Source organism: Thalassolituus oleivorans MIL-1, from assembly GCF_000355675.1.
GTDB classification, from domain to species: domain Bacteria; phylum Pseudomonadota; class Gammaproteobacteria; order Pseudomonadales; family Oceanobacteraceae; genus Thalassolituus; species Thalassolituus oleivorans.
Window position 1 is genome coordinate 1 of the sequence record NC_020888.1, and the last position, 21758, is coordinate 21758.

The 21758-nt window shown below is 45.9% G+C and carries 20 protein-coding genes and 1 pseudogene; 13 read left to right on the forward strand and 8 right to left on the reverse strand.

The window, feature by feature from the left end; translation table 11 throughout:
- Positions 1-34 precede the first annotated feature (34 nt).
- The 11 genes from dnaA (at position 35) to TOL_RS00060 (ending at position 11421) form a co-directional block, all read left to right on the forward strand.
- Positions 35-1624: a chromosomal replication initiator protein DnaA gene (dnaA, locus tag TOL_RS00005; protein WP_015485195.1), complete on the forward strand. Its 1590-nt coding sequence runs from the start codon at positions 35-37 to the stop codon at positions 1622-1624.
- Between the two features lie 16 nt (positions 1625-1640).
- The gene (gene dnaN / locus TOL_RS00010) at positions 1641-2741 is read left to right on the forward strand and encodes a DNA polymerase III subunit beta (RefSeq protein ID WP_015485196.1); all 1101 of its coding nucleotides are present in this window, start codon (positions 1641-1643) and stop codon (positions 2739-2741) included.
- A 14-nt stretch (positions 2742-2755) separates the two neighbouring features.
- Entirely contained in the window at positions 2756-3838 is a 1083-nt protein-coding gene (recF, locus tag TOL_RS00015) for a DNA replication/repair protein RecF (protein ID WP_015485197.1), read from the forward strand.
- Between the two features lie 93 nt (positions 3839-3931).
- Positions 3932-6355, forward strand: a complete 2424-nt coding sequence (gyrB, locus tag TOL_RS00020; RefSeq protein ID WP_015485198.1) for a DNA topoisomerase (ATP-hydrolyzing) subunit B — start codon at positions 3932-3934, stop codon at positions 6353-6355.
- Between the two features lie 199 nt (positions 6356-6554).
- Positions 6555-7199, forward strand: a complete 645-nt coding sequence (locus TOL_RS00025; protein WP_015485199.1) for an Abi family protein — start codon at positions 6555-6557, stop codon at positions 7197-7199.
- Between the two features lie 41 nt (positions 7200-7240).
- Positions 7241-7963 (forward strand): hypothetical protein, encoded by a 723-nt coding sequence (locus TOL_RS00030; RefSeq protein ID WP_015485200.1) that lies wholly within the window; start codon positions 7241-7243, stop codon positions 7961-7963.
- 124 nt (positions 7964-8087) lie between these two features.
- A complete protein-coding gene (gene brnA / locus TOL_RS00035) occupies positions 8088-8330 on the forward strand; it encodes a type II toxin-antitoxin system BrnA family antitoxin (protein ID WP_015485201.1) in 243 nt (80 codons plus the stop codon).
- A gap of 89 nt (positions 8331-8419) precedes the next feature.
- Complete coding sequence (locus TOL_RS00040; RefSeq protein ID WP_015485202.1) at positions 8420-9052, forward strand: hypothetical protein; 633 nt, start codon at positions 8420-8422, stop codon at positions 9050-9052.
- A 64-nt stretch (positions 9053-9116) separates the two neighbouring features.
- Positions 9117-9467, forward strand: coding sequence for a hypothetical protein (locus tag TOL_RS00045; RefSeq protein WP_025264401.1), 351 nt, complete (start codon positions 9117-9119; stop codon positions 9465-9467).
- A 5-nt stretch (positions 9468-9472) separates the two neighbouring features.
- Positions 9473-10210 carry an alpha/beta hydrolase gene (locus TOL_RS00050; RefSeq protein ID WP_015485204.1) on the forward strand — a complete coding sequence of 246 codons (738 nt, stop codon included), beginning with the start codon at positions 9473-9475 and terminating at the stop codon, positions 10208-10210.
- Between the two features lie 60 nt (positions 10211-10270).
- Positions 10271-11421 (forward strand): IS3 family transposase gene (locus TOL_RS00060; RefSeq protein WP_399347676.1). Its coding sequence is split into 2 segments (ribosomal slippage): positions 10271-10514 and positions 10514-11421, totalling 1152 coding nucleotides; the frame shifts between segments, so codons are not numbered across the junction.
- A gap of 82 nt (positions 11422-11503) precedes the next feature.
- On the opposite strand, the pseudogene TOL_RS00065 reads toward TOL_RS00060, so the two are convergent.
- Positions 11504-11722, reverse strand: a pseudogene (locus tag TOL_RS00065) (DUF4172 domain-containing protein); the annotation flags it as partial.
- 69 nt (positions 11723-11791) lie between these two features.
- Positions 11792-12622, reverse strand: a complete 831-nt coding sequence (locus TOL_RS00070; RefSeq protein ID WP_015485208.1) for a metal-dependent hydrolase — start codon at positions 12620-12622, stop codon at positions 11792-11794.
- Between the two features lie 205 nt (positions 12623-12827).
- Between TOL_RS00070 and TOL_RS00075 the strand changes: the two genes are divergently transcribed.
- Positions 12828-14306: a mechanosensitive ion channel family protein gene (locus TOL_RS00075; protein ID WP_015485209.1), complete on the forward strand. Its 1479-nt coding sequence runs from the start codon at positions 12828-12830 to the stop codon at positions 14304-14306.
- A 72-nt stretch (positions 14307-14378) separates the two neighbouring features.
- Here the strand turns inward: TOL_RS00075 and TOL_RS00080 are convergent, their stop codons facing one another.
- The 6 genes from TOL_RS00080 to speE all read right to left on the reverse strand — a co-directional run bounded on the left by TOL_RS00080 (position 14379) and on the right by speE (position 20491).
- Complete coding sequence (locus TOL_RS00080; RefSeq protein ID WP_015485210.1) at positions 14379-14564, reverse strand: PLDc N-terminal domain-containing protein; 186 nt, start codon at positions 14562-14564, stop codon at positions 14379-14381.
- Between the two features lie 24 nt (positions 14565-14588).
- Complete coding sequence (locus tag TOL_RS00085; RefSeq protein WP_015485211.1) at positions 14589-15398, reverse strand: lysophospholipid acyltransferase family protein; 810 nt, start codon at positions 15396-15398, stop codon at positions 14589-14591.
- A 136-nt stretch (positions 15399-15534) separates the two neighbouring features.
- The gene (gene gmhB / locus TOL_RS00090) at positions 15535-16086 is read right to left on the reverse strand and encodes a D-glycero-beta-D-manno-heptose 1,7-bisphosphate 7-phosphatase (protein WP_015485212.1); all 552 of its coding nucleotides are present in this window, start codon (positions 16084-16086) and stop codon (positions 15535-15537) included.
- A gap of 165 nt (positions 16087-16251) precedes the next feature.
- Positions 16252-18357 carry a glycine--tRNA ligase subunit beta gene (gene glyS / locus TOL_RS00095; RefSeq protein ID WP_015485213.1) on the reverse strand — a complete coding sequence of 702 codons (2106 nt, stop codon included), beginning with the start codon at positions 18355-18357 and terminating at the stop codon, positions 16252-16254.
- Positions 18357-19349, reverse strand: coding sequence for a glycine--tRNA ligase subunit alpha (gene glyQ, locus TOL_RS00100; protein WP_015485214.1), 993 nt, complete (start codon positions 19347-19349; stop codon positions 18357-18359). Before glyQ ends, glyS begins: the two co-directional genes overlap by 1 nt.
- A gap of 287 nt (positions 19350-19636) precedes the next feature.
- A complete protein-coding gene (gene speE, locus TOL_RS00105) occupies positions 19637-20491 on the reverse strand; it encodes a polyamine aminopropyltransferase (RefSeq protein WP_015485215.1) in 855 nt (284 codons plus the stop codon).
- A 180-nt stretch (positions 20492-20671) separates the two neighbouring features.
- Here speE and TOL_RS00110 point away from each other — a divergent pair, with 180 nt between their 5' ends.
- Positions 20672-21688 (forward strand): hypothetical protein, encoded by a 1017-nt coding sequence (locus TOL_RS00110; protein ID WP_144055311.1) that lies wholly within the window; start codon positions 20672-20674, stop codon positions 21686-21688.
- Positions 21689-21758: the final 70 nt, after the last annotated feature.

Below are 21758 nucleotides of genomic sequence, written 5' to 3' on the forward strand. Positions count from 1 at the left end.
TTGGGTAGAATGGCTGGCTCGATTGAAATCTTTGATGACGCTAGTAACAGGGGTAACCGTGACGGGTTTGTGGCAAGACTGCCTTGGGCATTTACAGCATGAGTTGCCTGCGCAGCAATACAACACATGGATCAGACCTTTGATCGCGAGTACGGAAAACGGTCAGTTAGTTCTGAGCGCCCCTAATCGCTTTGTCAAAGATTGGGTTAAAGACAAGTATCTGCAGCGTATTCAAGAAATCTTATCCGAACTTAACGGCGGTCGTATCACTCATGTCGATGTGACTGCGGGTGAGTCGCGTCCTATGTTTAGTCCTCAGGCTGCGCCAAGACCAGAACCACGGCCTGCGGCGTCGTCGGTTGAAGGATTTGCTTTTGCTGCGCCTCGAGTGGAAGCTGAAGAACCAACCAGTACTTTTTCACCGATTGCATCTTCACCGTTAAAAGAATCACCTTCTACTAATAACAACAATGAGTTTGGACGTCAGTCTTCTTCTAATCTCATTTTGCCTGGTCAGGCTTCTTTTAATACTGATCCTATGCCGTCGGCTCCGGTTTCTAATAAACCGAAACGTAATGTGCAGGTTGAAGGTGGTATTCAGCATCAGAGTTTCTTGAATTCGACATTTACCTTTAAAACCTTTGTTGAAGGTAAATCAAACCAGCTAGCGCATGCCGCAGCTAAGCAGATTGCTGAAAATGCCGGTGGTTCTTACAACCCTCTATTTATATATGGTGGTGTCGGTTTAGGTAAAACCCACTTAATGCATGCGGTAGGTAATCATCTGCAAAGTAAAAATCCGAATGCAAAAGTACTTTATGTGCATTCAGAACGCTTTGTGCAAGACATGGTAAAAGCATTACAGCTAAATGCGATTAACGAATTTAAGCGCTTTTATCGTGGTTTAGATGCTTTATTAATTGACGATATTCAATTTTTTGCGGGCAAAGAACGTTCGCAAGAAGAGTTTTTCCATACCTTTAACGCTTTGTTAGAGGGTGGTCAGCAAATGATTTTAACCTGTGATCGCTACCCTAAAGAGATCAATGGATTAGAAGAACGCTTAAAGTCACGTTTCGGCTGGGGTTTAACCGTTGCTGTTGAACCACCAGAGCTGGAAACACGAGTGGCCATTTTGATGAAAAAGGCTGAACAAACTGGTGTTAATCTGCCCGACGATGCGGCATTCTTTATTGCCCAGAAGATCCGTTCCAACGTACGGGAACTGGAGGGCGCGTTAAAACGCGTGGTTGCGAATTCGCACTTCACAGGAAGTGAAATTACGCTGCCGTTTATTAAAGAATCGTTAAAAGATTTGCTCGCTTTACAAGACAAACAGGTCAGCGTTGAAAATATCCAGCGAACGGTTGCTGAGTATTACAAAATCAAGATGTCTGATTTATTATCTAAGCGCCGCACCCGTTCTATCGCTCGTCCTAGACAAGTAGCGATGGCACTGAGTAAAGAACTTACCAACCACAGCTTGCCAGAAATTGGTGAGTTGTTTGGCGGGCGAGATCACACCACAGTGTTACACGCGTGCCGTAAAATTAAAGAATTACAGGAAACCAGTGCAGACGTTCGGGAAGACTATAAGAACTTACTGCGATCACTGACAACCTAGATCTGAGTGGAGAATCATGAAATTCGTTATCTCTAGGGAAGCCCTTCTGCGGCCTTTGCAATTGGTGGCAGGCGTTGTGGAAAAACGTCAGACGCTACCAGTACTGTCTAACGTACTGCTGGAAGTAGAAGGTCAGCAACTGTCTTTGACGGGTACAGATCTTGAAGTTGAACTGGTCGGACGAGTGACGCTTGATGAAGTCGGCGAAGAGGGCGCAATTACAGTGCCTGCTAAAAAGCTGATGGATATTTGCCGTTCGTTGCCAGATGGCGCACAGATTGAAGTCGAACAAGATGATCAGCGCGTTAACGTACGCTCTGGTCGTTCACGTTTTACGCTGTCTACCTTGCCTGCAACTGAATTTCCAAATGTCGACAACATCGCTGGCGAACAGTCGTTTACTCTGGCCCAAGGCAGCCTGCGTCGTATTATCGACCGCACTAGCTTTGCCATGGCACAGCAAGATGTTCGTTACTACTTAAATGGTATGTTGATAGAAGTGAGTGCTAATGGTTTGCGTGCAGTTGCAACCGATGGTCACCGTCTAGCGACATGCCATGTTGCGGTTAGCGGCCCAGAAGTCGCGCAGCAAATTATTCTGCCGCGTAAAGGCGTGCTGGAGTTGGCTAAGTTGCTGACTGATCCAGAAGCCACTGTTAGCGTTTCGTTAAGCACTAACCACTTGCGTACCCATACCGAGAATTTCACCTTCACCTCTAAGTTGGTCGATGGCAAGTTCCCAGATTATGGCCGTGTTATTCCTAAGGGCGGCAACAACGTTATGCTGGCTGATCGTTTGGAATTACGCCAAGTATTTAACCGTACTGCGATTCTTTCTAACGAAAAATATCGTGGTGTGCGTTTAGTGCTAGCAACGGATGTTTTGCAGGTTTTTGCTAACAACCCGGAGCAAGAAGAAGCGGAAGAATCGGTAGCGGTAGAATACAAAGGTGATGCTTTAGAAATGGGCTTCAACGTATCTTACCTACAAGATGTTATGGGCGTGCTAGATACACAGCAAGTTAAGCTGACCTTATCTGATGCCAATAGCAGCGCACTTTTAGAAGAGCCAGAAGGCGGCGATGCCATGTATGTGGTTATGCCGATGCGTCTGTAGTATTACTTCCTGATATGCCTATTCGGCAACTTCAAATCAGCGGCGTGCGCAACTTACAGCCGCTGACCATAACCCCGCATAGCGGGGTTAATTTCATTTATGGCGAGAACGGTTCTGGCAAGACGAGCATACTCGAAGCCATTGCGGTCATGGCTGCCGGCAAGTCGTTTCGTACCTCTCAGCTTAAACATGTTATGAGTCACGATGCTGATCGCATGGAATTGCGCATGAGCATTGAAGACCTGCATCGCGGCGAGTGCGAGCTAGATAGTTTGCGCTTAAAGGGAGGGGATCATTTGCTGAAGCAAAATGGTTCTGTTCTCACGTCTCAGGCCGAAGCGGCACATTGGTTACCGGTTCAGATCATAGAGCCAAATACATTCAAGTTATTGGCTGGCTCTCCAGAAGAACGGCGACAGTTTATTGATTGGGGAGTGTTCCACGTGGAACACGGCTTCATGGATCAGTGGAAGACCTTTCGCAAACAGCTGAAACAACGCAATGCCGTTCTCAAGCAAAAAGAGAGCGAATGGCTGAGCGTTTGGAACGCTGGATTTGTGGAGAGCGCCCTTACCATCGACAAACACAGAAGAGACTACCTTAAGCGTTTTAAGCCCGAATTTGAGCGTATTCTTACCGCTCTTGATCCTGATGTAGACGTCACCTTGGCGTATTTTCCGGGATGGGACAAAGATTCGGAACTGGGCGATGTACTAACACGTCAGCAAGAACGAGATCTCGCTTTAGGGTACACTCAGTCAGGGCCACACAGAGCTGAGCTGCGCATCAAATGCGATAAGCAACCGGCTGCCGAGATCTTATCGCGCGGACAGCAAAAAACAGTGGTGGCGGCTCTTAAGATTGCTCAAGGTTCATTGTTTCAACAAGAGAGTGATCGACGCACTATCTACCTAGTGGATGATCTCGCGTCAGAATTGGATGAAAAGCACCGTTTTGCTTTATGCAAACTGCTAGAAGATTTAAAATGTCAGGTCTTTATTACCAGCATCGATAAAGACAAGCTGACCGATGTATGGCAGCCCGTTGCCAGTAAAGTGTTCCACGTGGAACACGGACGTTTAACAGAAGAAGCGTAAGCCCATTTTGTAGGAACACGCGCAAGCGGGCAGATATCTAGCGCAATACGACAAGACGCTAGAGCACCGAATTAATTATGAGGAACACCACGAATGAGTGAGCAGATTTACGACTCGTCGAGTATTAAAGTCCTAAAAGGGCTGGATGCCGTACGTAAAAGACCAGGGATGTACATTGGCGATACAGACGATGGCACAGGCCTGCATCACATGGTGTTCGAGGTCGTGGATAACTCCATTGATGAAGCCTTGGCTGGTCACTGTGATTCCGTTGATGTTGTGATTCATCCGGATAACTCAGTATCGGTATCCGATAACGGCCGTGGTATTCCTACTGAGCTGCACGAAGAAGAAGGCGTATCGGCTGCAGAAGTTATCTTAACCGTACTGCACGCAGGCGGTAAGTTCGATGATAACTCCTATAAAGTATCCGGCGGTTTGCACGGTGTAGGTGTTTCAGTTGTTAACGCACTGTCTGAAAAGCTAAAGCTGACCATTCGTCGCGGCGGTAAGTTGTATGAGCAGGAATACACTCATGGTGTACCTGATTACCCGTTGAAAGAAGTTGGTGTAAGTGCCACTAACGGTACTATGGTTACCTTCCTACCATCGAAGCAAACCTTCACTAAAACTGAATTCAGCTACGACTACCTAGCTAAGCGTTTACGCGAATTGTCATTCTTGAACTCTGGTGTGCGTATTCACCTGAAAGATGAGCGCAGCGATAAAGAAGACTTGTTCGAATTCCAAGGTGGTTTGGCGTCCTTCGTTAACTACCTGAACGAAGGCAAAACCGTTGTGAACGACGTGTTTCACTTCAACGTTCAGCGCGATGAAGCCAACGATGGCATTGGCGTAGAAGTAGCGATGCAGTGGAATGATGGCTTCCAAGAAAACATCTACTGCTATACCAACAATATCCCGCAGCGCGACGGTGGTAGTCACTTGGCTGGCTTCCGTGCCGCGCTGACGCGTACGTTGAATACCTACATCGAGAAAGAAGGCCTAGCCAAGAAACACAAAGTGGCAACGACAGGTGATGACGCTCGTGAAGGTTTAACCGCGATTATCTCGGTTAAAGTACCTGATCCTAAGTTCAGCTCGCAAACCAAAGACAAGCTTGTATCTAGTGAAGTGAAGCCAGCGGTAGAGCAAGAAATGGGGCGTTTGTTCTCAGAATACTTGCTTGAATTCCCGCAACAAGCCAAAGAATTGGTTGGCAAAATGGTCGATGCAGCACGTGCGCGTGAAGCAGCCCGTAAAGCCCGCGAAATGACCCGTCGTAAAGGCGCTCTCGATATCGCCGGTTTGCCAGGTAAACTCGCCGATTGCCAAGAGAAAGATCCAGCCCTTTCTGAAGTGTACCTAGTGGAAGGGGACTCTGCGGGCGGTTCTGCGAAGCAGGGCCGTGACCGCCGGAACCAAGCGATCCTACCGCTAAAAGGTAAGATCCTTAACGTTGAAAAAGCACGCTTCGATAAGATGATTTCATCCGCTGAAGTGGGCACCCTGATTACCGCATTGGGTTGTGGTATTGGCCGCGAAGAATTTAACCCAGACAAACTGCGTTACCACCGCATCATCATCATGACCGATGCCGACGTCGACGGTGCGCACATTCGTACGCTGCTGTTGACCTTCTTCTTCCGTCAAATGCCAGAAATTATCGAACGCGGGCACATCTACATTGCTCAGCCGCCGTTGTATAAAATCAAACGCGGCAAGCAAGAGCAGTACATCAAAGACGAAGAAGCGATGGAGAGTTACCTAACTCATATCGCATTGGAAAAAGCAGCGCTGCATCCAAGTGCTGACGCGCCAGCGATTACTGATATCGCCTTTGCTGAAATCGTTGCTCAGTATCGTGCCGCGCAAGAAACCGTCAAGCGTATGTCGAACCTAGTGCCAGGCGAAGTACTGCACCAGATGGTCACTCTTCCGCGCCTAAGCCCTGCAGACCTTGAAAGTGAGGCGATGGTTAAGGATTGGACCGAAAAGCTCTCAGCCGTCCTCCCAGACGCTGGCCGCAGCGGTAGCCACTTCGAAGTGGCCGTACTAAAAGACAGTGAACGCAATAACTACAACGTCGAAATTAAAGTAATAACCCACGGTATGGCGCGTGAATACTTGCTGGATAAAGACTTCTTCGGCGGTAGCGGTTACAACAAACTCGCCTCTATGAGCGAAATGTTGCGTGATACGCTGGATGAAACAGCTTACATCCAACGTGGCGAACGTGTTCACCCAATCGTCGACTTCTGGGACGCCGTGCAATGGTTACTGTCGGAAGCGAAAAAAGGCTTCAACATCCAGCGCTATAAAGGACTGGGCGAAATGAACCCAAGCCAGCTATGGGAAACCACCATGGACCCAGAAACACGTCGCATGCTGCAAGTAACCATCGACGACGCCGTAGGCGCCGATAAGATGTTTACCACGCTCATGGGCGACGAAGTAGAACCGCGTCGTGCCTTTATTGAAGCGAATGCGTTGAACGTAGCGAACTTGGATTTTTGATCTGAGTTTGTTGTGGGGAAGGCAGCCAATGGCTGCCTTTTTTGTATTTTGGGTATGAAAAAGCCCGCACTAAGCGGGCCTAATCAAATCATACGTCTTTGGTGGGCTGCCGAAGCAGGGATATCCAAAGCTCACTGAAAAACTGTAAACTTTTACCGCGGATCTGTCAAAGTTAAATAGTGTAAATCAAGGAAGACTTATGCCCTACAGAGATATTGAGAAAGTGCTATCCCCTGGACGCCTTTTTACCTATCGGAATGCGGTAAAAACTATTCTAGGTGTTGATAGTGAAGATATAACGTTAAAACTATACGAATGGAATGCAAAGCTCTCTGGGCACTTTCTATTCCCATTGCATATCTATGAAGTGATGTTGCGAAATGCTATTTCAGATGCAATTTCACAGAGGTACGGTTTAGACTGGCCGGTCAATACAGTATTTCAGAATTCTTTACCAAAGAAAGAAAAAGCCGATTTACTAAATTTAGTGACACCCACGTATGATGGGTTAGGAAAAGTAGTTCCCGAACTGAATTTATACTGGTTTGAAAGTATGCTGACACAAAGACATGAAGCACGTATTTGGAAACCATATAGCAGTATGACTTTCCCAAATGCTAGTGTTGATGCGGCAAATTTGCGGGTGATATTGAATAAAGAGTGTAAGAAGATTCGTAAATTAAGAAACCGTATAGCACATCATGAACCAATTTTTAATCAGGCTAATATGCAGGAAATATTAGGACACATTCAAACGGCTGTGGCATTTCGTTGTACTACTACCGAAGCGTGGTTGATGAATTGTGAGCAAGTTTCGGAATTGCTAATTAATCCTATTATTTAGCGATAACGCTATGGTTATTAAAAAATACTGGTAAAAACATTATGGATAAAGATCGTAAGCGTGAAATTGCACAATCAAAAAATATACCTATCTGGACAAAATCCTCGCTGTTATATGGGGATTCTACAATTACTCGTGCTTTGATAGCGGCATTACCATATATCGGTGGTTCACTAGATTTAATTTTAAGTCAGAAGGGCGAGAAATTCGTTCAGCAACGTATGGAAATATTAATTTCTGAGATTAATCTCAGACTGAATCGTGTTGAGAAGTGTACGATCAACCCCGAAGACGAAGAGGGTGTTTATGATTTATTTCAGTCAGTATGTGAGAAGGTGATACGGACAAAGTCTGAAGATAAAATTAAACATTTTGCTAGGCTCTTTAGTGATTGCGTAAGTGGTGAGAAAGAGTGGGATGAAACGGAAGCTGCCGCGAGGTTGATTTCCGAATTTTCCGATACACATATAATAATTTTAAAAATATTCGCAACTGCAAAGCAAAGTGAAACAGACGGTTTTATGGGTTTAAAAGTTATTCCATTATTTGATAACAGTGTGATCAAAGATGTTGAGCCCTTGATCGAAAGTTTAAATTATTTATCTGAAGCAGCTTTGAAAATGTATTGTTCTGAGTTGGTTTCTAGGGCGCTACTGCATGATGAAGGTGCAACACGCTGGGGCAATCATTCCTTAAAAATTCTAGCACCAACTCCTTTGGCCGATTGGTTGCTCGCTAAAATCGGAGAGTCCGCGCAGTCGTAATAGCAAATGTTGTTTAATGATGAAATAGTGCTTTGAGACAATAATTATTAACGTCTTCATATAATTAGTTTCATTGGGAGAAAAGGCACTGTTCGGCATTAGGATAAAAATGAGGTATTGCCTTATGAAAACTGAAGAGTTTGATCAAAAATTTGATGATGGTGTTGAAGATATTGACGGTGATCTTGATTTGTCGACGGTGCGTCGTGTGAATCAGGAGTCTAAGCGTATCAATGTGGATTTTCCTGCGTGGGTTGTTGATTCATTAGATCGCGAAGCTGCCCGAATCGGTGTGACCCGTCAATCCATTATTAAGGTGTGGTTGGTTGAGCGCTTGCAAATGGAGGCTAATAATCATCCTGAATAAGTGTCAGTTCATCTTATGTAGTTCTTACTCTAGTGCGTGAATGCTCGATGGGTGTAGACTGGTTATGTAATCAAAACAAGGAGTGTTGAATGTCCCAAGTATATAGTCTCAAATTAAATCATGTAGGTTTGATTGTCCGAGGTAAGCATTCTCATGATCATAACCCTGGGAAAATGGAACAGCATGCTGATTGCATACTTCCAGGTGGTCAGCCTGTAGGTTTCTTTGGTAATGGTGGTGACGCGTCTAGTGGAGTGAGTGGACCAAGTTTTGGTAGTTCAAGTAATTCGTGGGCGGCAGGCCCATCAGCTATTTGGAATAGTAAGGGCTTAAATATGAAGGGAATGGTTGCCTACATCGAGGACTTAAGAAAAATACGTCCAATGTATGTCGACGCGGCACTTGCTAAAAAATATGATATTAAATCCACTGTCTTGCTATTAGAAGTGACGAAGGATCAAGCTGATTTATTTAAGAGATATTGGACTCAGTTGAAGTTAAATCCTGGTGCTTTCAATATCTTAGGTGGTAATTGTTCCACGCATGCCTCTGAAGCTTTTATTGATGCAAAAATATTAACAAAAGGCATCCCTGGGTTAGATACTCCAAATAATCTCTACAAACAACTGAGTGAAAAATACATTGGGAAATGTCAAACATTTAGTGGGTATATTGGTGTGAGAAATAAAGGTAGGGATCTATATGATCTTGTTGTGGAGTAGTATAAATAAAGTAGTGAGTTTATTGGTTTTAGTGATATTGTTTTCAATTATAGGAGCGTGTGCTATGTCAGATAATATAGAGTTAACATGGGAATGGCCTGATGGTCGAGTTTCGGATCAAAAATTTCTAATAAAAGTTAACAATGTAGAGTCAAAGAGTTCTGGTTTTTTTGGAATAGGGAAGTCCCCATCGATAGCTAGCAACATACCCTCTCCAGTGGTATTGACGGGTGAAATTTTAAAAGATGAAATGTTAGAAGGGAAAAGTATCAAAGTAACTTTGCCAAAGCTTGAGTTAGAGTCAATAAGATCTGGAGATTATGCCGTGGTCGGTGTTATGGATGAAAATACATGTATTTGCATTGTCAAAGTAGCTTCTTCGAGTGAAGATATTTCGAAAGTGTCATGTCCATAAAGTAAATGATTGATATTATTGTAATAGCCGTAGTTTTTGTTTTCGTAACTTATTTGGTTTTATTTTTCTCACAAAGAAAATTAATTTATAGAGCACCACATCCAAGTTACTTACTGTATAAAAAATATAAAAATCAGTCGCTCGTTTTAACTACGAGTGATTTTACTAACCTTTACGGTTGGTGTATTCCAACTCAATCTGAAATATCGTCGAATATTGAAATAATTTATTTCGGTGGTAATGCACAAGACTCATGTACCATATTGAAAACGCTTTCAGTCTTACCTGCCCAAGATATTTTTACGTTTAACTATCGAGGTTATGGGCAGAGCGAGGGGTACCCAAGTGAGAAGACTCTGTGTCGGGATTCGCTTGAAATTTTTGACTTGGTAAGATCAAAGAATCCTAAATCAAAAATAGTAGTTATTGGCTATAGCTTAGGAAGCTCTATAGCTGGTTATCTTGCTACGCGCAGAGAGGTACATAAACTGGTTTTATTATGTCCTTTAAGTAGCATATCCAGAATCGCCTCAGAGAGGTTTTTAATTCCAAGAATAGTTATAAAAGATAGCTTTGATCTAGAGAGAACTGCGAAAAAAATCGAAGCGAACAGTTTAGTGATTCTTGCCGAGAATGACCTAGATATTCCCGCATCGCATTCTCGTAGCGTGTATGAAAATATTTCGGGGCAGAAGTTACTTAAAATCATCGGCAATGAAAATCACAACACGATATTTGATTGAATCGCCCCTAGTTTCTTAGACACTCTTTAAAGTTACAATGTATTTAAAGAGGAGGCCGAGATGGCTGGTGAACGATATAACGAAGAATTCAAGATCGCAGCAGTAAAGCAAGTGACCGAACATGGTTACTCCATTGCTGATGTTGCTCAGCGTTTAGGCATTACAACTAAGAGCTTGTACAACTGGCGTGATCGTTACGGCGAGAATGCGCAAGCCTACCACGAGAAGCAATCCAGTCATGAAGAGCTGCGTAAGCTTAAAGCGGAGCTAAAACGTGTCACAGAGGAGCGTGACATATTAAAGGAGGCCGCCGTGTTCTTTGCTGCCGAGTCAAAGAAAAATACACGTTCATAAAATCTCGAACAGATCGCTACTCCGTTCGTACCCTGTGTCGAACACTTGAAGTTCATCCCAGTGGGTTTTATGCCTGGTTAGCGAACCCCGAAAGTACACGGCAGAAAGTTGATGAGTATCTACTCGGGTTTATTAAGCAATTCTGGCTTGAGAGTGGTTGCGTTTATGGCTATCGAAAAATCCATAAAGATCTAAAGCATGCAGGAGAACACTGTGGAAAAAATCGTGTTCATCGACTGATGCAGCAGGCACAAATACAGGCAGAGCGGGGCTACAACCGAAAAACACGCTATGACAGCGGCGAGTTATCCACCGTTGCCCCTAACCTACTGAATCGTGAATTTGATGTATCCAAACCGAATACCGTATGGGTCACCGATATTACCTACATTCGTACCTATGAGGGCTGGCTGTTTCTAGCGGTAATCATTGATTTATTCTCACGGCAGGTCGTTGGCTGGTCGATGAGTGAACGTATTAATACCGATTTGGTACTGAATGCAATCACGATGGCGTGCTGGCGAAGGAAGCCAAAAGGTGAGGTGATCGTGCATTCCGATCAAGGTTGCCAATACACAAGTTACGACTGGCAAAGCATGTTAAAAGCCAATAACTTAACCGTCAGTATGAGCCGTAGAGGGAACTGTCATGATAATGCCTGTGCGGAAAGCTTCTTTGCCTTGCTAAAGCGAGAACGTATTCGCCGTAAAATTTATCGCACAAGAGAAGAAGGAAAAGCGGATATATTTAATTATATTGAGCTGTTTTATAATTCCACACGTCGTCATGGTAATAATAATGACTTGTCGCCAAGGGACTATGAAAAGAATTATTTCTTGAAGCAAATGGGTGTCTAGGAAACTAGGGGCGATTCAGATAGCAAAGAGACTATTTCATCAATAAATGCGTTTATTCAGCACGATAATAGATAAATTCTTATTATAGTCTTTCTCGGATCACCCCATACCTCGTACTCCGCCAACCGCCAGTCATCTTCTGAACACAACCCTTGGCCACTAAATCCGCCAAGTGCCGCGTTGCGGTTGCTTTACTCACCTTGGCGACTTTCTGATATTGGCCTGCGCTTATGCCGCCTTCAAAGCCATCCGGGCCGCCATCAAGTAGGCGATTTAACACTTTGATTTGTTCTTTGTTTAAACCGCGTCGAACGGGTGTAAGGAAGGTGCTTTTGAATGGTGAGCCGATTAAATGCGCTATTCGGCTCATTTAAGCCTTATAAGCCTCAATTTCGGTCTTCCACTTTTCAACCAGCGCGCGGTTATCGTGGTCATTAGGATGGAAGTCTTCGCGGTAGAAGTCTTTAAACGGGCCTTTGATACAGGTAAATAAACCGGTTTCGCTGAACAGCGCTGCATAGGCATCTTTCATGTGTGCCCAGCTCGGCATGCGGCGGGCGTTAAACAATAAATAGAAGGTACGAGCAAAGCTGAGCATAGGGAACAGGATGGAGACAGATCGCATAATCCTCTTCAGGAGTTTACGGCTACCGCCTGTGCTCATGTAAACATCAAAGGCCACGGCTTTGTGTTCAATTTCTTCAATGGCGTGCCAGATCAGTAGATTTTTCACCGCTGGATGCATATCGGCGAGCTGTTCGGGGTGGGTAAGTACATACTCTGCCACGATGGCCGTAATATGTTCGAGACATACGGTTGCTGCTAAGCGCTCTCTGGCTGAGCGCTTGTTATTTAGAAACCCAATGGCTCGTTCTACTCGTTTCTCAATGGCTAGTGCATTCCAGCCCAAGGATTGTAGCTTTAGATTGGCGAGCTTGTGCTGATTGGTGTGGTGCGCTTCTTGGCGAGTAAAATCTTGGATATCCTGCAGCAATTGGGGATCGGTCACCTTATCTTTGAAGGCTCTCACCGATTCAATGAACATTTGCTCGCCCGGTGGAAAGGTGCCCGACAGCACGGTCATGAACGCTGTCATAAAGGGGTTGTTACGATACCAATCCATTTTGTCGATGGCATCGAAAGCGAAGTCCATTTTACGCACTTCAATATTTTGATGTGCCGATTCGGCGATAGTCGCCATGACAGCGCTCCTACTAGACGATGAGTGAATACATAAGATAGTTGTAACCGACAATGGCGGGCCAACTCAAGGTCTGTGGGGGCCACCGCCTATTAAAGAGTATGACGTCATTCAGAAGGTGGCGTCACACAGCGGGCAATTGGACCCCAACTGCACTGCGTTAGCCGATATACTTATGTTTAAATCTCATCCGCATGGAGTCAGTATGCGACATTTATGGTTTGTATGTGCCGTTTTATTTTCCAGTATGGCTTTTGCCGAACCGCCTGTGGCGGATATTCATGCAGAAGAAGTAACGGCCCATACCGAAACTCAAAAGATAGAGAATTTAATTTCAACCCTTGAAAGCGAAGCCGATAGGGGAGCACTAGTAGATAAGCTCAAGCTGTTGCTGGAGGTAAATGAGCCAGCTAAGACTGATTCGTTAGTGGAGGGTCTGATTGATTTAGACAGTACCGGTAATGGTCTAGCCAATGAATTAATGCGAATTTTAAATTCTTATGGGTTTAGTGATTCTTTGATAGGAGATCTACTGGTTTTACTGGTCGCCTTATTTGTTATAGGAATTTTTGTCTTTTTAAATGGCATGTTGGCCGTTCGCTTAGAAAAACGTATGCGCAAAATTGCTAAGCGTCTTGAGTTAAGCCGAGATCGTTTTCAAACATTATTCTCTTTGCAACGTTGGGCAGGTTATTTATTTGGTTCTATTGTCAGTCTTTATGCCTGTACCAACGTACTATCTGACTACTATCCCAAAGCGGAAAAATTTCTAGCATTTGAATCCGTATTCTCATCGGCCTTTATGCTCATTGTCGTCGCTTTGGTTTTTATGCTGATTTGGGAAGGGGTCAATGCTCTACTTGAATTTATTGTGCATAGAAATAGCCATTTATCGAGTAGCCGTTTTCAAACCATCACGCCGATTATTCGTAACATACTTTTATTCACCCTCAGTTTATTGTCGATCATGGTGGTGTTGTCTGAGTTAGGTATCGACATTATGCCATTGCTTGCCGGTGCGGGGGTTCTGGGTATTGCGGTAGGTTTTGGTGCGCAAACCTTAGTGAAAGACTTTCTGACCGGGCTTACAGTTATTTTCGAAGACCTGTTACAAATAGGCGATGTCATTCAGTTGGGTGATCACTTTGGTGTGGTCGAGAAAATTTCGTTGCGAAAAATTCAGATAAGAGATCTGGATGGCGCTGTGATTACCGTGCCATTTGGTGACATTTCAGTAGTTAAAAATCTGACCAAAGATTTCAGTTTTGCGTTATTTAATATTGGCGTGGCGTATCGCGAGAATATTGATGATGTACTGGTATGTTTAAAAGAAATTGATGAAGATTTACGCAACGACGAGGTGTATGGGGATAAGATACTAGAACCAATGGAGATTTTCGGTTTAGACGAGTTTGCCGATAGCGCGGTAATGATCAAAGCGCGTATTAAAACGAAATCTCACGACCGTTGGAATGTTATGCGTGAATATAATCGTCGTATGAAGATAGCGTTCGACGAGCGTAATATTGAAATACCTTTCCCTCATCAAACCATCTATTTTGGTGAAGATAAATCGGGTCGAGCGCCAAGTGCAAAAATTGAATTGGATAAACCCCAAGAGGCTAAACTAGAAGTTAAGGCTGAGACTAAGCCCGACATCAAACGAGGAACCGAAGAGGTCTAGTTGATTTAGGAAGCAATAAAAAGCCCCGCTGTTTAGCGGGGCTTTTTTGTAGCGTATTCGATAGTGTTTTAACTATTTATCGCGTGGACCAAATAGCAACCAAGCCACAAAGCCAGCGACGGGCAAGAATAAAATCGCAAGAATCCATACTACCTTAGCGCCCGTTGACGTTCGGCGTGACTGCACGACGTTAATCAAAGCGTAAATATCTGCAATCAGAATAATAAGCCCAAACAAACCGGTAATTTGAATCTGCATGTTAATGTCCTTGGTTAATCTAAATTAAAAGCGCTTACCACTGGTCGTGTCGGTAATCATGGTGCCAGTGAACTTTGTCGATGATATCTCTTCGACGGTGGAATTGATCCAGTGTTCAACCTGATCGTGTAATTCTTGTGTGCTTAAGTTCGTTGTATCAATCACGCGGCTGATAACGACTGTAATTGTTCCTGGACGTTTTATCCAATGATCATGCGGCCAGAATTCTCCGGCATTATGAGCAACGGCCAGCACGGGGGCATTGTTCTTTACTGCAAGCATGGCCGCGCCCTTAGAGAAGGCTTTACGAGTTCCGGGCGGCACGCGGCTACCTTCTGGGAATATCAAAATATGAAAGCCATTATGTAAGCGTTCCGCACCGTCTTTTACTAATTGTTTTAACGCTTGGGCGCGCTGCATGCGATCAATCAATATCGGGTGCATGTGTTTCAATAGCCAACCAAAGAGCGGCGCTTTAGTAAGTTCTTGCTTGGCGACCTGAACTTGCGGGTACAGCAACACGGGTAACATGAAGGTTTCCCAGCTGCTTTGGTGTTTAGCTAATATAACGCAACGCTGTTCGCCTTCCGGGATATGTTCTGCACCGACAACACGCCAGTGTATGCCGGTAATCGCCTCTGCTGACCATAAAATCACGCGGCAAAATGGACGTGCCACCCAGCGATGACGTAACTTTAGCGGCAATAGGGGGATGAATATCAAGCTAGGTAGCATCCAAAATAGCGCGAACACACATAGCCATAGGTACAGCAAGAGTGTGCGTGCGCCATAAAAGGCAAGTTGAATACTCGTTAGTACCGGTGGTGTTTTCATCGCTTCTCGCAGGCTTATGATCCGCCCAATTTACACCCATCTCGCGGTGCGGAGCCGGGCATTCAACTTAGGCTGTATGTAATTAGAGTACGAGGAAACCCAATGGTAATAAAGCGGCGATGATAAGAAGTGAGCTTTATTCTGCTTGGCCCAGCAACCAATCTACAAAAGCAGACAAGTCGTCGAATACAGGCCGATCACTGAGTTCCGCATCAGCCTTTAATTTTGGTAGCGTGCGTTCGCCTTTGCCTGTCATAACTAACGCTGTTTTACAGCCAGCACTGGCCCCAGCTTTTAAGTCTGTGAGTGAATCACCTACCATCCAAGCATCGTTAGCAGAAACACCTAACGCTTGTTCTATTTGGTGGATTAAGCCTGGCATTGGCTTACGGCAATCACAATGGTCATCGGGAACATGCGGGCAAAAAGCGATATGCGCAAATTCACCGCCGTGTTCAGCCGTCAACGAACTCATTTTGTTGTGCATGCCATTCAATACTTCAATCGGGAAAAATCCACGGCCAATCGCCGACTGGTTCGTCGCCACAGCAACGGTATAACCTGCGTTGCACAAACGACCAACGGCCTCAGCGCTGCCCGGTATTGGCTGCCATTCATCCACCGAACGAATGTAATTGTCGGAGTCGTAATTTAGTACACCATCGCGGTCGAGGATAATCAGCTTCATAAAATTAGGATTCCGTAATGCTCGGCAGGTTGGCGCCATTAAAGAAAGTGAAAGGGAGATTATCGGTTTTTGAGTTATGGATGCAACTAAGTAGGGCAGAATAGAACCCGTATAAATAAAAAAGCCCAGCGACTTCTCAGTGGCTGGGCTTTTCAGCAGTAACAATTACAGTACAGATATATCCGCAATTGCCATAAACAAGCCACTAAGCTGTTTTAGCAGCGCTAGGCGGTTGTTCTTAACGGCTTCGTCATCGGCAATGACCATTACGTTGTCGAAGAAGGCATCGACGACTTCGCGTAGGCCCGCTAATTCCGTTAATGCCGCGCTGTAGTCACCGTTCGCAAGTAGCGGCTCAACCACGGCTTTTTTCGCAGCAACTTGTTCAGCTAGCGCTTTTTCTTCGGCTTGTTGCAGCAGTTCAGCATTCACTTTGGCTTCAACGTTTTCGCCGCCATTCTTAGCCAGAATGTTGGAGACACGTTTGTTGGCAGCGGCGAGTGCTTGGGCGGCTTCTAATTTACCGAAGGTAAATACAGCTTGTACGCGACGGTTAATATCCAACGCATTGGTTACGCCCAGTGCACGTACAGACTGGAATACGCCCGTTGGAATGTTTTCGTCTTGATACCATGCGCTGAAACGATCCAGCATGTATTCAGTTAGGGTTGCTTTGGTATCGGCACGCAGTTCAGTGGCCCATTCATTCGCCAACGCCCAATCAATTAAGTCGCCAAGGTCGATGTTGATTTGCTTTTCAACCAGCAAACGCAACACACCTAGTGATGCGCGACGCAACGCAAATGGGTCTTTAGAACCCGTTGGTAGCTGGCCAGTACCAAATAAGCCGACCAAGCTGTCGAGACGATCAGCCAAGGCGATCAGGGTGCCGGTTTGTGTTGCTGGTAAAGCATCCCCAGCGAACGCAGGCATGTATTGCTCAACCATGGCCGCCGCGACGTCTGCTGGCTCGCCATCGTGTTCGGCATAGTACTTACCAGCCAAACCTTGCAGGTCGGTAAACTCGGTCACCATGTTTGAAACAAGGTCGTTTTTGCACAGATGCGCAGCGCGTTGAACCAGCGCTACATCGGCGCCAATGTGTTCAGCAATTTTGCTGGCTAATACGCTAATACGACGGGTTTTGTCGGCAGTAGAACCAAGGCCATTCACCCAGACCACGTTTTCCAATTTCGGGAAACGGCTGGCCAATGGGTTTTTACGATCGGTATCCCAGAAGAAAGCGGCATCGGATAAACGCGGACGAATCACCTTCTCGTTACCTGAGATCACTTGTTGTGGATCTTTGCTTTCGATATTGGCAATGGTGATGAAGTTGGGCAGCAGTTTGCCGTCTTTCATCACGTGGAAGTACTTTTGGTGTTCTTTCATTGAAGACACCAGTGCCTCTGGCGGCACGCGCAGGAAGTCTTCATCAAACGACCCAGCCAAGGCTACCGGCCATTCGTTTAGGGCCGTTACTTCATCGAGCAAGTCGTCGCTGATGACGGCTTCGCCACCCAGTTTTTTACCTTCGGCCGTGACTTGTTCTTTAATCAAAGTACCACGTTCGCTAAAGCTCGCCATCACATAGGCGGCGCGTAACTTGTCTTGGTACTCTGACGGGTGTTCGATAACGATTTCGCCGGGTGCATGGAAGCGGTGACCACGAGTGGTTTTTCCTGGTTGAAGCCCCAGGATACGCCCCAGCATTTCCTTTTGCTGCTCAGTTTGAGCGTTATTAGCTTCATAAATATCCTGATTGCCAAATAGCATCAGAATCCAATGTACTGGACGGACAAATTCCACACGAGAAGAGCCCCAGCGCATACGTTTCGGAACTGGAAGTTTGCCAAGAGAGTGATCAACAGCAGCAATTAGAGTTGTAGACGTGATCGTTCCATGACCTTCGACACGGTAGTAAAGACGTTCCCCTTTGGAGTCAGTAATCTTGCTGACTTGATCCATGCTAATACCATTTGATTTGGCAAAACCTTCTGCAGCTTTGGTTGGTTTGCCGTTAGCATCGAAGGCAATGTTACTATAAGGACCGAACTTCTCTACAACTCCCCCATCTCCTTTTTCGGCTAAATTGCTAATGCGAACGGCTAGGCGGCGCGGAGCAGCAAAAATCTCAACGTTGCCATAAGTAATATCTTCAGTATCTAGCCAATCTTTTAATTCAGCAGCGAATGCTACTGATAACTTTTTAAGCGCTTTCGGTGGCAGCTCTTCGGTGCCTAGCTCTACTAAGAAATCACGAGTGCTCATTATTTGGTCTCCTGCTGGGCAGCGTCTTTATCGGCTTTTTTCGCCTTGGCTGCTTCGTACTTCGCTAATACTTCGGCGCGGTTTGCTTCGGTCGCCAGCGGGAAGCCTTTTTCGGCACGGCTGTTGAAATAAGCTTCAGCAACCGAACGCGCTAAGGTACGTACACGCAAGATATAGCCTTGACGCTCAGTCACAGAAATCGCGCCGCGAGCATCGAGTAAGTTAAAGGTATGCGAGCCTTTCAATACCTGCTCGTAAGCCGGTAGCGGCAAGCCAACTTCGATCAGACGTTTGCAGTCTTTCTCGTATTGGTCGAAGGCTTTGAATAAGAAATCGACATCGGCGTGTTCGAAGTTATAGGCCGACTGTTCTACTTCGTTTTGATGGAACACATCGCCATAGGTCACGGCTTTGCCGTCTGGGCCGTAGGTCCAAACTAGGTCGTAGACAGAATCCACTTCTTGCAGGTACATGGCGATACGCTCAAGACCGTAAGTGATTTCGCCGGTTACGGGGAAACATTCCAAACCGCCAACTTGCTGGAAGTAAGTGAACTGAGTCACTTCCATACCGTTGAGCCAAACTTCCCAGCCCAAACCCCAAGCGCCTAGCGTTGGTGATTCCCAGTTGTCCTCAACGAAACGAATATCGTGAACCAAAGGATCAACGCCCATCACGCGCAGCGACTCAAGGTACTTTTCTTGAATATCCACTGGGTTTGGCTTCATCACTACCTGAAATTGGTAGTAATGCTGCAAGCGGTTCGGGTTCTCACCATAGCGGCCATCAGTAGGACGGCGGCTTGGTTGCACGTAAGCAGCACTCCAGTTTTCTGGGCCAATAGCACGCAAAAACGTCGCGGTATGAAAAGTACCGGCACCGACTTCCATATCGAGTGGTTGGTTGATTACACAGCCCTGTTCGGACCAGTATTCCTGCAAGGCCGCGATTAAGCCTTGGAATGTTTTGACGTTATGGCGACTCTGGCTCACAGCGAGGATTCCTGTTTGCGTGCGTTATGCAACGTTCGAAAATTTAAAGACGCGAGATTATAACAGTGACGGTGGGATTTTGTAGCTATTGGTGGGTTTTGCGGCTGACGCCGCGAGTTCTTTTCGCAACACGGACTTAAAACCAAGGGTGGATCTTTCTGTAGGAGTCACTCAGGGAGCGACAGCGAGCAGTGACGAAAACTGCAGTAATCGGGAGTACGAACAAAAAACGTTCGCTGACTCCCTCCTACAAGATTGGTCGAAGTCATTTGACTTCAAGCATAAAATCACACCATCAAAGCTTTCACATAATTCGGCAATGCAAATGCCGCAACATGAATCTCTGGGTTGTAATAACGTGTGCTAAACCCTGCGGCGTCGTAACGCGCTTGAATCTGTTCAACGCTTTGCTTGCGCAATGATGCGTCGTCGGTTGCCCAGGCTAAGGTCATAAAACCACCGGTATAGGTTGGCACGGGGGCAACGTAGAAGCTGTTGTCTACGTACAGTTTGCTTAGGCGTTGGAAGGTGTTGGTGATTTCCTGACCTTGCATAAATGGCACGCCGTTTTGTGCCACCATGATGCCGCCTTCGTTCAAACAGGTTTTTTCGTCGGCATAGAAATCTGAGGTAAACAGCACTTCGCCCGGGCCGATAGGGTCGGTGGAGTCGGAGATGATGACGTCGTATTTGTCTTGGCAGTTGGCGACGAATTCTTTGCCATCGGCGATCACGATAGTGGCGCGCGGGTCATCGAAGGCACCATTAGAATGACGCGGGAAGTATTCTTTGCACATGTCGATGACGCTGCCGTCGATTTCAACTTGGGTTACGTGTTCTACGTTTTTGTGACGCAACACTTCACGCAAGATGCCGCCGTCGCCGCCACCAATAATTAGCACACGCTTAGGGGCTGGGTGGGCAAACAAAGGCACATGGACCATGCTTTCGTGGTAAATAAATTCGTCTTTCTCGGTGGTTTGTACCACTCCATCCAGCAGCATAACGCGGCCTAGAAACGGCGTTTCGAAGATTTCCAGATGTTGGTGTTCCGTTTTCACTTCAAACAGCAGTTCGCTCACAGTGAAGGATTGGGCGTAGCCATCATACAGGCGTTCGGAAACGACGGTTTTAGAGGTCATGAGATAGTCCGTGAGGATAGGAGGATGAATTTCTGCGGGCGATTATAACGGCGCGAACGCTAGGAGGCCAAGGTAAGTGGGGATAATCGTATTGGTAATGGGCCCGAATTGCCCTTAGGTCTGCAATTGCGTCTGCTATGATCCCCTTCTAGGATTAAATAAGAATATCAAAAGGAAATCATGATGCACTCCCAATTCAAAAAGTCGGCCTATTGCTTGGTCGTTGCTGCACTGGTATCGGCCTGCAGTGGTAACAGTAGCAGTACCAATGTCGCTACCGTGATCGACGTTGACCCTACCACGCAACTTGCGCAACAAACCTTAGCTGAATTGGGGGCAGATCTTCCGGCAGCGGATGCGGCATTAAGTTCAGATACCCCTGAAGGCTTATGGCTGATAAATACCAGTTCGAAGTTTGATTATGAAGTGACCGATAGCAGTGATACCACCAACTACTATCAAGGTCGCCAACTGGTATTACTGAGCGCATTAGAAACCGAAGGTGAGTACCGCTTGTGGGCGTGCAATATTGACCACCAATTGGATTTTACCGATATCACGTTAACGCTTGCTGATGGCACATTAAGTGGCTCGGTTGAGGACTCTTACAATTGGAGTCTGATAGTAACCAACAACCGCAGCTTGTCTGGCAGCTTGCAGACTGATGCGACGGGGGACGGGTACAGCATTGCGCAAAATACGCGCATGGTGGGTGTGAAGGTTAGCGATGCCACCTCGTTCACCGATGCCGCTAGTGAATACGCGATAGGTGTCGATTTTACTGTGGGTTCCGCCAGCGCCACCTTTGCAGAATTAAGTGATTCGTTAGCGTGTGTTGGTGCTTCGAAGGGGGTTGGTGCCGGTGTGGTGAATAGCAACACCTCTATATCCGCTGTCAATTACGCTGAAATCATGACGCTGACGGGGGAGAAGGCAGCGTTCTCTGGCGATGCGAGCACAATCGGATTGAACGTAACTTTGGTTTACGACAACACCTTCTCGCAGGATATTATTTCCGGTCAAAGTGATATTTATGGCGAAGGTACGTGTGATGAGAGTGATGATGTCTGTCAGAGCACGGCGACTTATGCGTTTGAAATTACCGCAACGAGTGATGATGAACTGGCTTTTTCGGCGTCCGGTACGGATGAGAACGACGGTGAAATGTCTTTAGATGTGAGTATTGAAGCTAATTAATTCGACCTTTTAAGTATAAAAAAAGCGGCCCCTGTTTATTTGCAGAGGGCCGCTTTTTTCTGGGCGCTGT

Bases quoted from the DNA above. Each gene is read 5' to 3' on its own strand.
- TOL_RS00050 (WP_015485204.1), top strand. From the start codon at position 9,473: ATGATTGATATTATTGTAATAGCCGTAGTTTTTGTTTTCGTAACTTAT.
- speE (WP_015485215.1), bottom strand. From the start codon at position 20,491: ATGACCTCTAAAACCGTCGTTTCCGAACGCCTGTATGATGGCTACGCC.
- TOL_RS00070 (WP_015485208.1), bottom strand. From the start codon at position 12,622: ATGGCGACTATCGCCGAATCGGCACATCAAAATATTGAAGTGCGTAAA.
- recF (WP_015485197.1), top strand. From the start codon at position 2,756: ATGCCTATTCGGCAACTTCAAATCAGCGGCGTGCGCAACTTACAGCCG.
- TOL_RS00030 (WP_015485200.1), top strand. From the start codon at position 7,241: ATGGATAAAGATCGTAAGCGTGAAATTGCACAATCAAAAAATATACCT.
- gmhB (WP_015485212.1), bottom strand. From the start codon at position 16,086: ATGAAGCTGATTATCCTCGACCGCGATGGTGTACTAAATTACGACTCC.
- TOL_RS00085 (WP_015485211.1), bottom strand. From the start codon at position 15,398: ATGAAAACACCACCGGTACTAACGAGTATTCAACTTGCCTTTTATGGC.
- TOL_RS00110 (WP_144055311.1), top strand. From the start codon at position 20,672: ATGATGCACTCCCAATTCAAAAAGTCGGCCTATTGCTTGGTCGTTGCT.
- glyS (WP_015485213.1), bottom strand. From the start codon at position 18,357: ATGAGCACTCGTGATTTCTTAGTAGAGCTAGGCACCGAAGAGCTGCCA.
- TOL_RS00045 (WP_025264401.1), top strand. From the start codon at position 9,117: ATGTCAGATAATATAGAGTTAACATGGGAATGGCCTGATGGTCGAGTT.
- dnaN (WP_015485196.1), top strand. From the start codon at position 1,641: ATGAAATTCGTTATCTCTAGGGAAGCCCTTCTGCGGCCTTTGCAATTG.
- gyrB (WP_015485198.1), top strand. From the start codon at position 3,932: ATGAGTGAGCAGATTTACGACTCGTCGAGTATTAAAGTCCTAAAAGGG.
- dnaA (WP_015485195.1), top strand. From the start codon at position 35: ATGACGCTAGTAACAGGGGTAACCGTGACGGGTTTGTGGCAAGACTGC.
- TOL_RS00025 (WP_015485199.1), top strand. From the start codon at position 6,555: ATGCCCTACAGAGATATTGAGAAAGTGCTATCCCCTGGACGCCTTTTT.
- TOL_RS00080 (WP_015485210.1), bottom strand. From the start codon at position 14,564: ATGCAGATTCAAATTACCGGTTTGTTTGGGCTTATTATTCTGATTGCA.
- TOL_RS00040 (WP_015485202.1), top strand. From the start codon at position 8,420: ATGTCCCAAGTATATAGTCTCAAATTAAATCATGTAGGTTTGATTGTC.
- brnA (WP_015485201.1), top strand. From the start codon at position 8,088: ATGAAAACTGAAGAGTTTGATCAAAAATTTGATGATGGTGTTGAAGAT.
- TOL_RS00075 (WP_015485209.1), top strand. From the start codon at position 12,828: ATGCGACATTTATGGTTTGTATGTGCCGTTTTATTTTCCAGTATGGCT.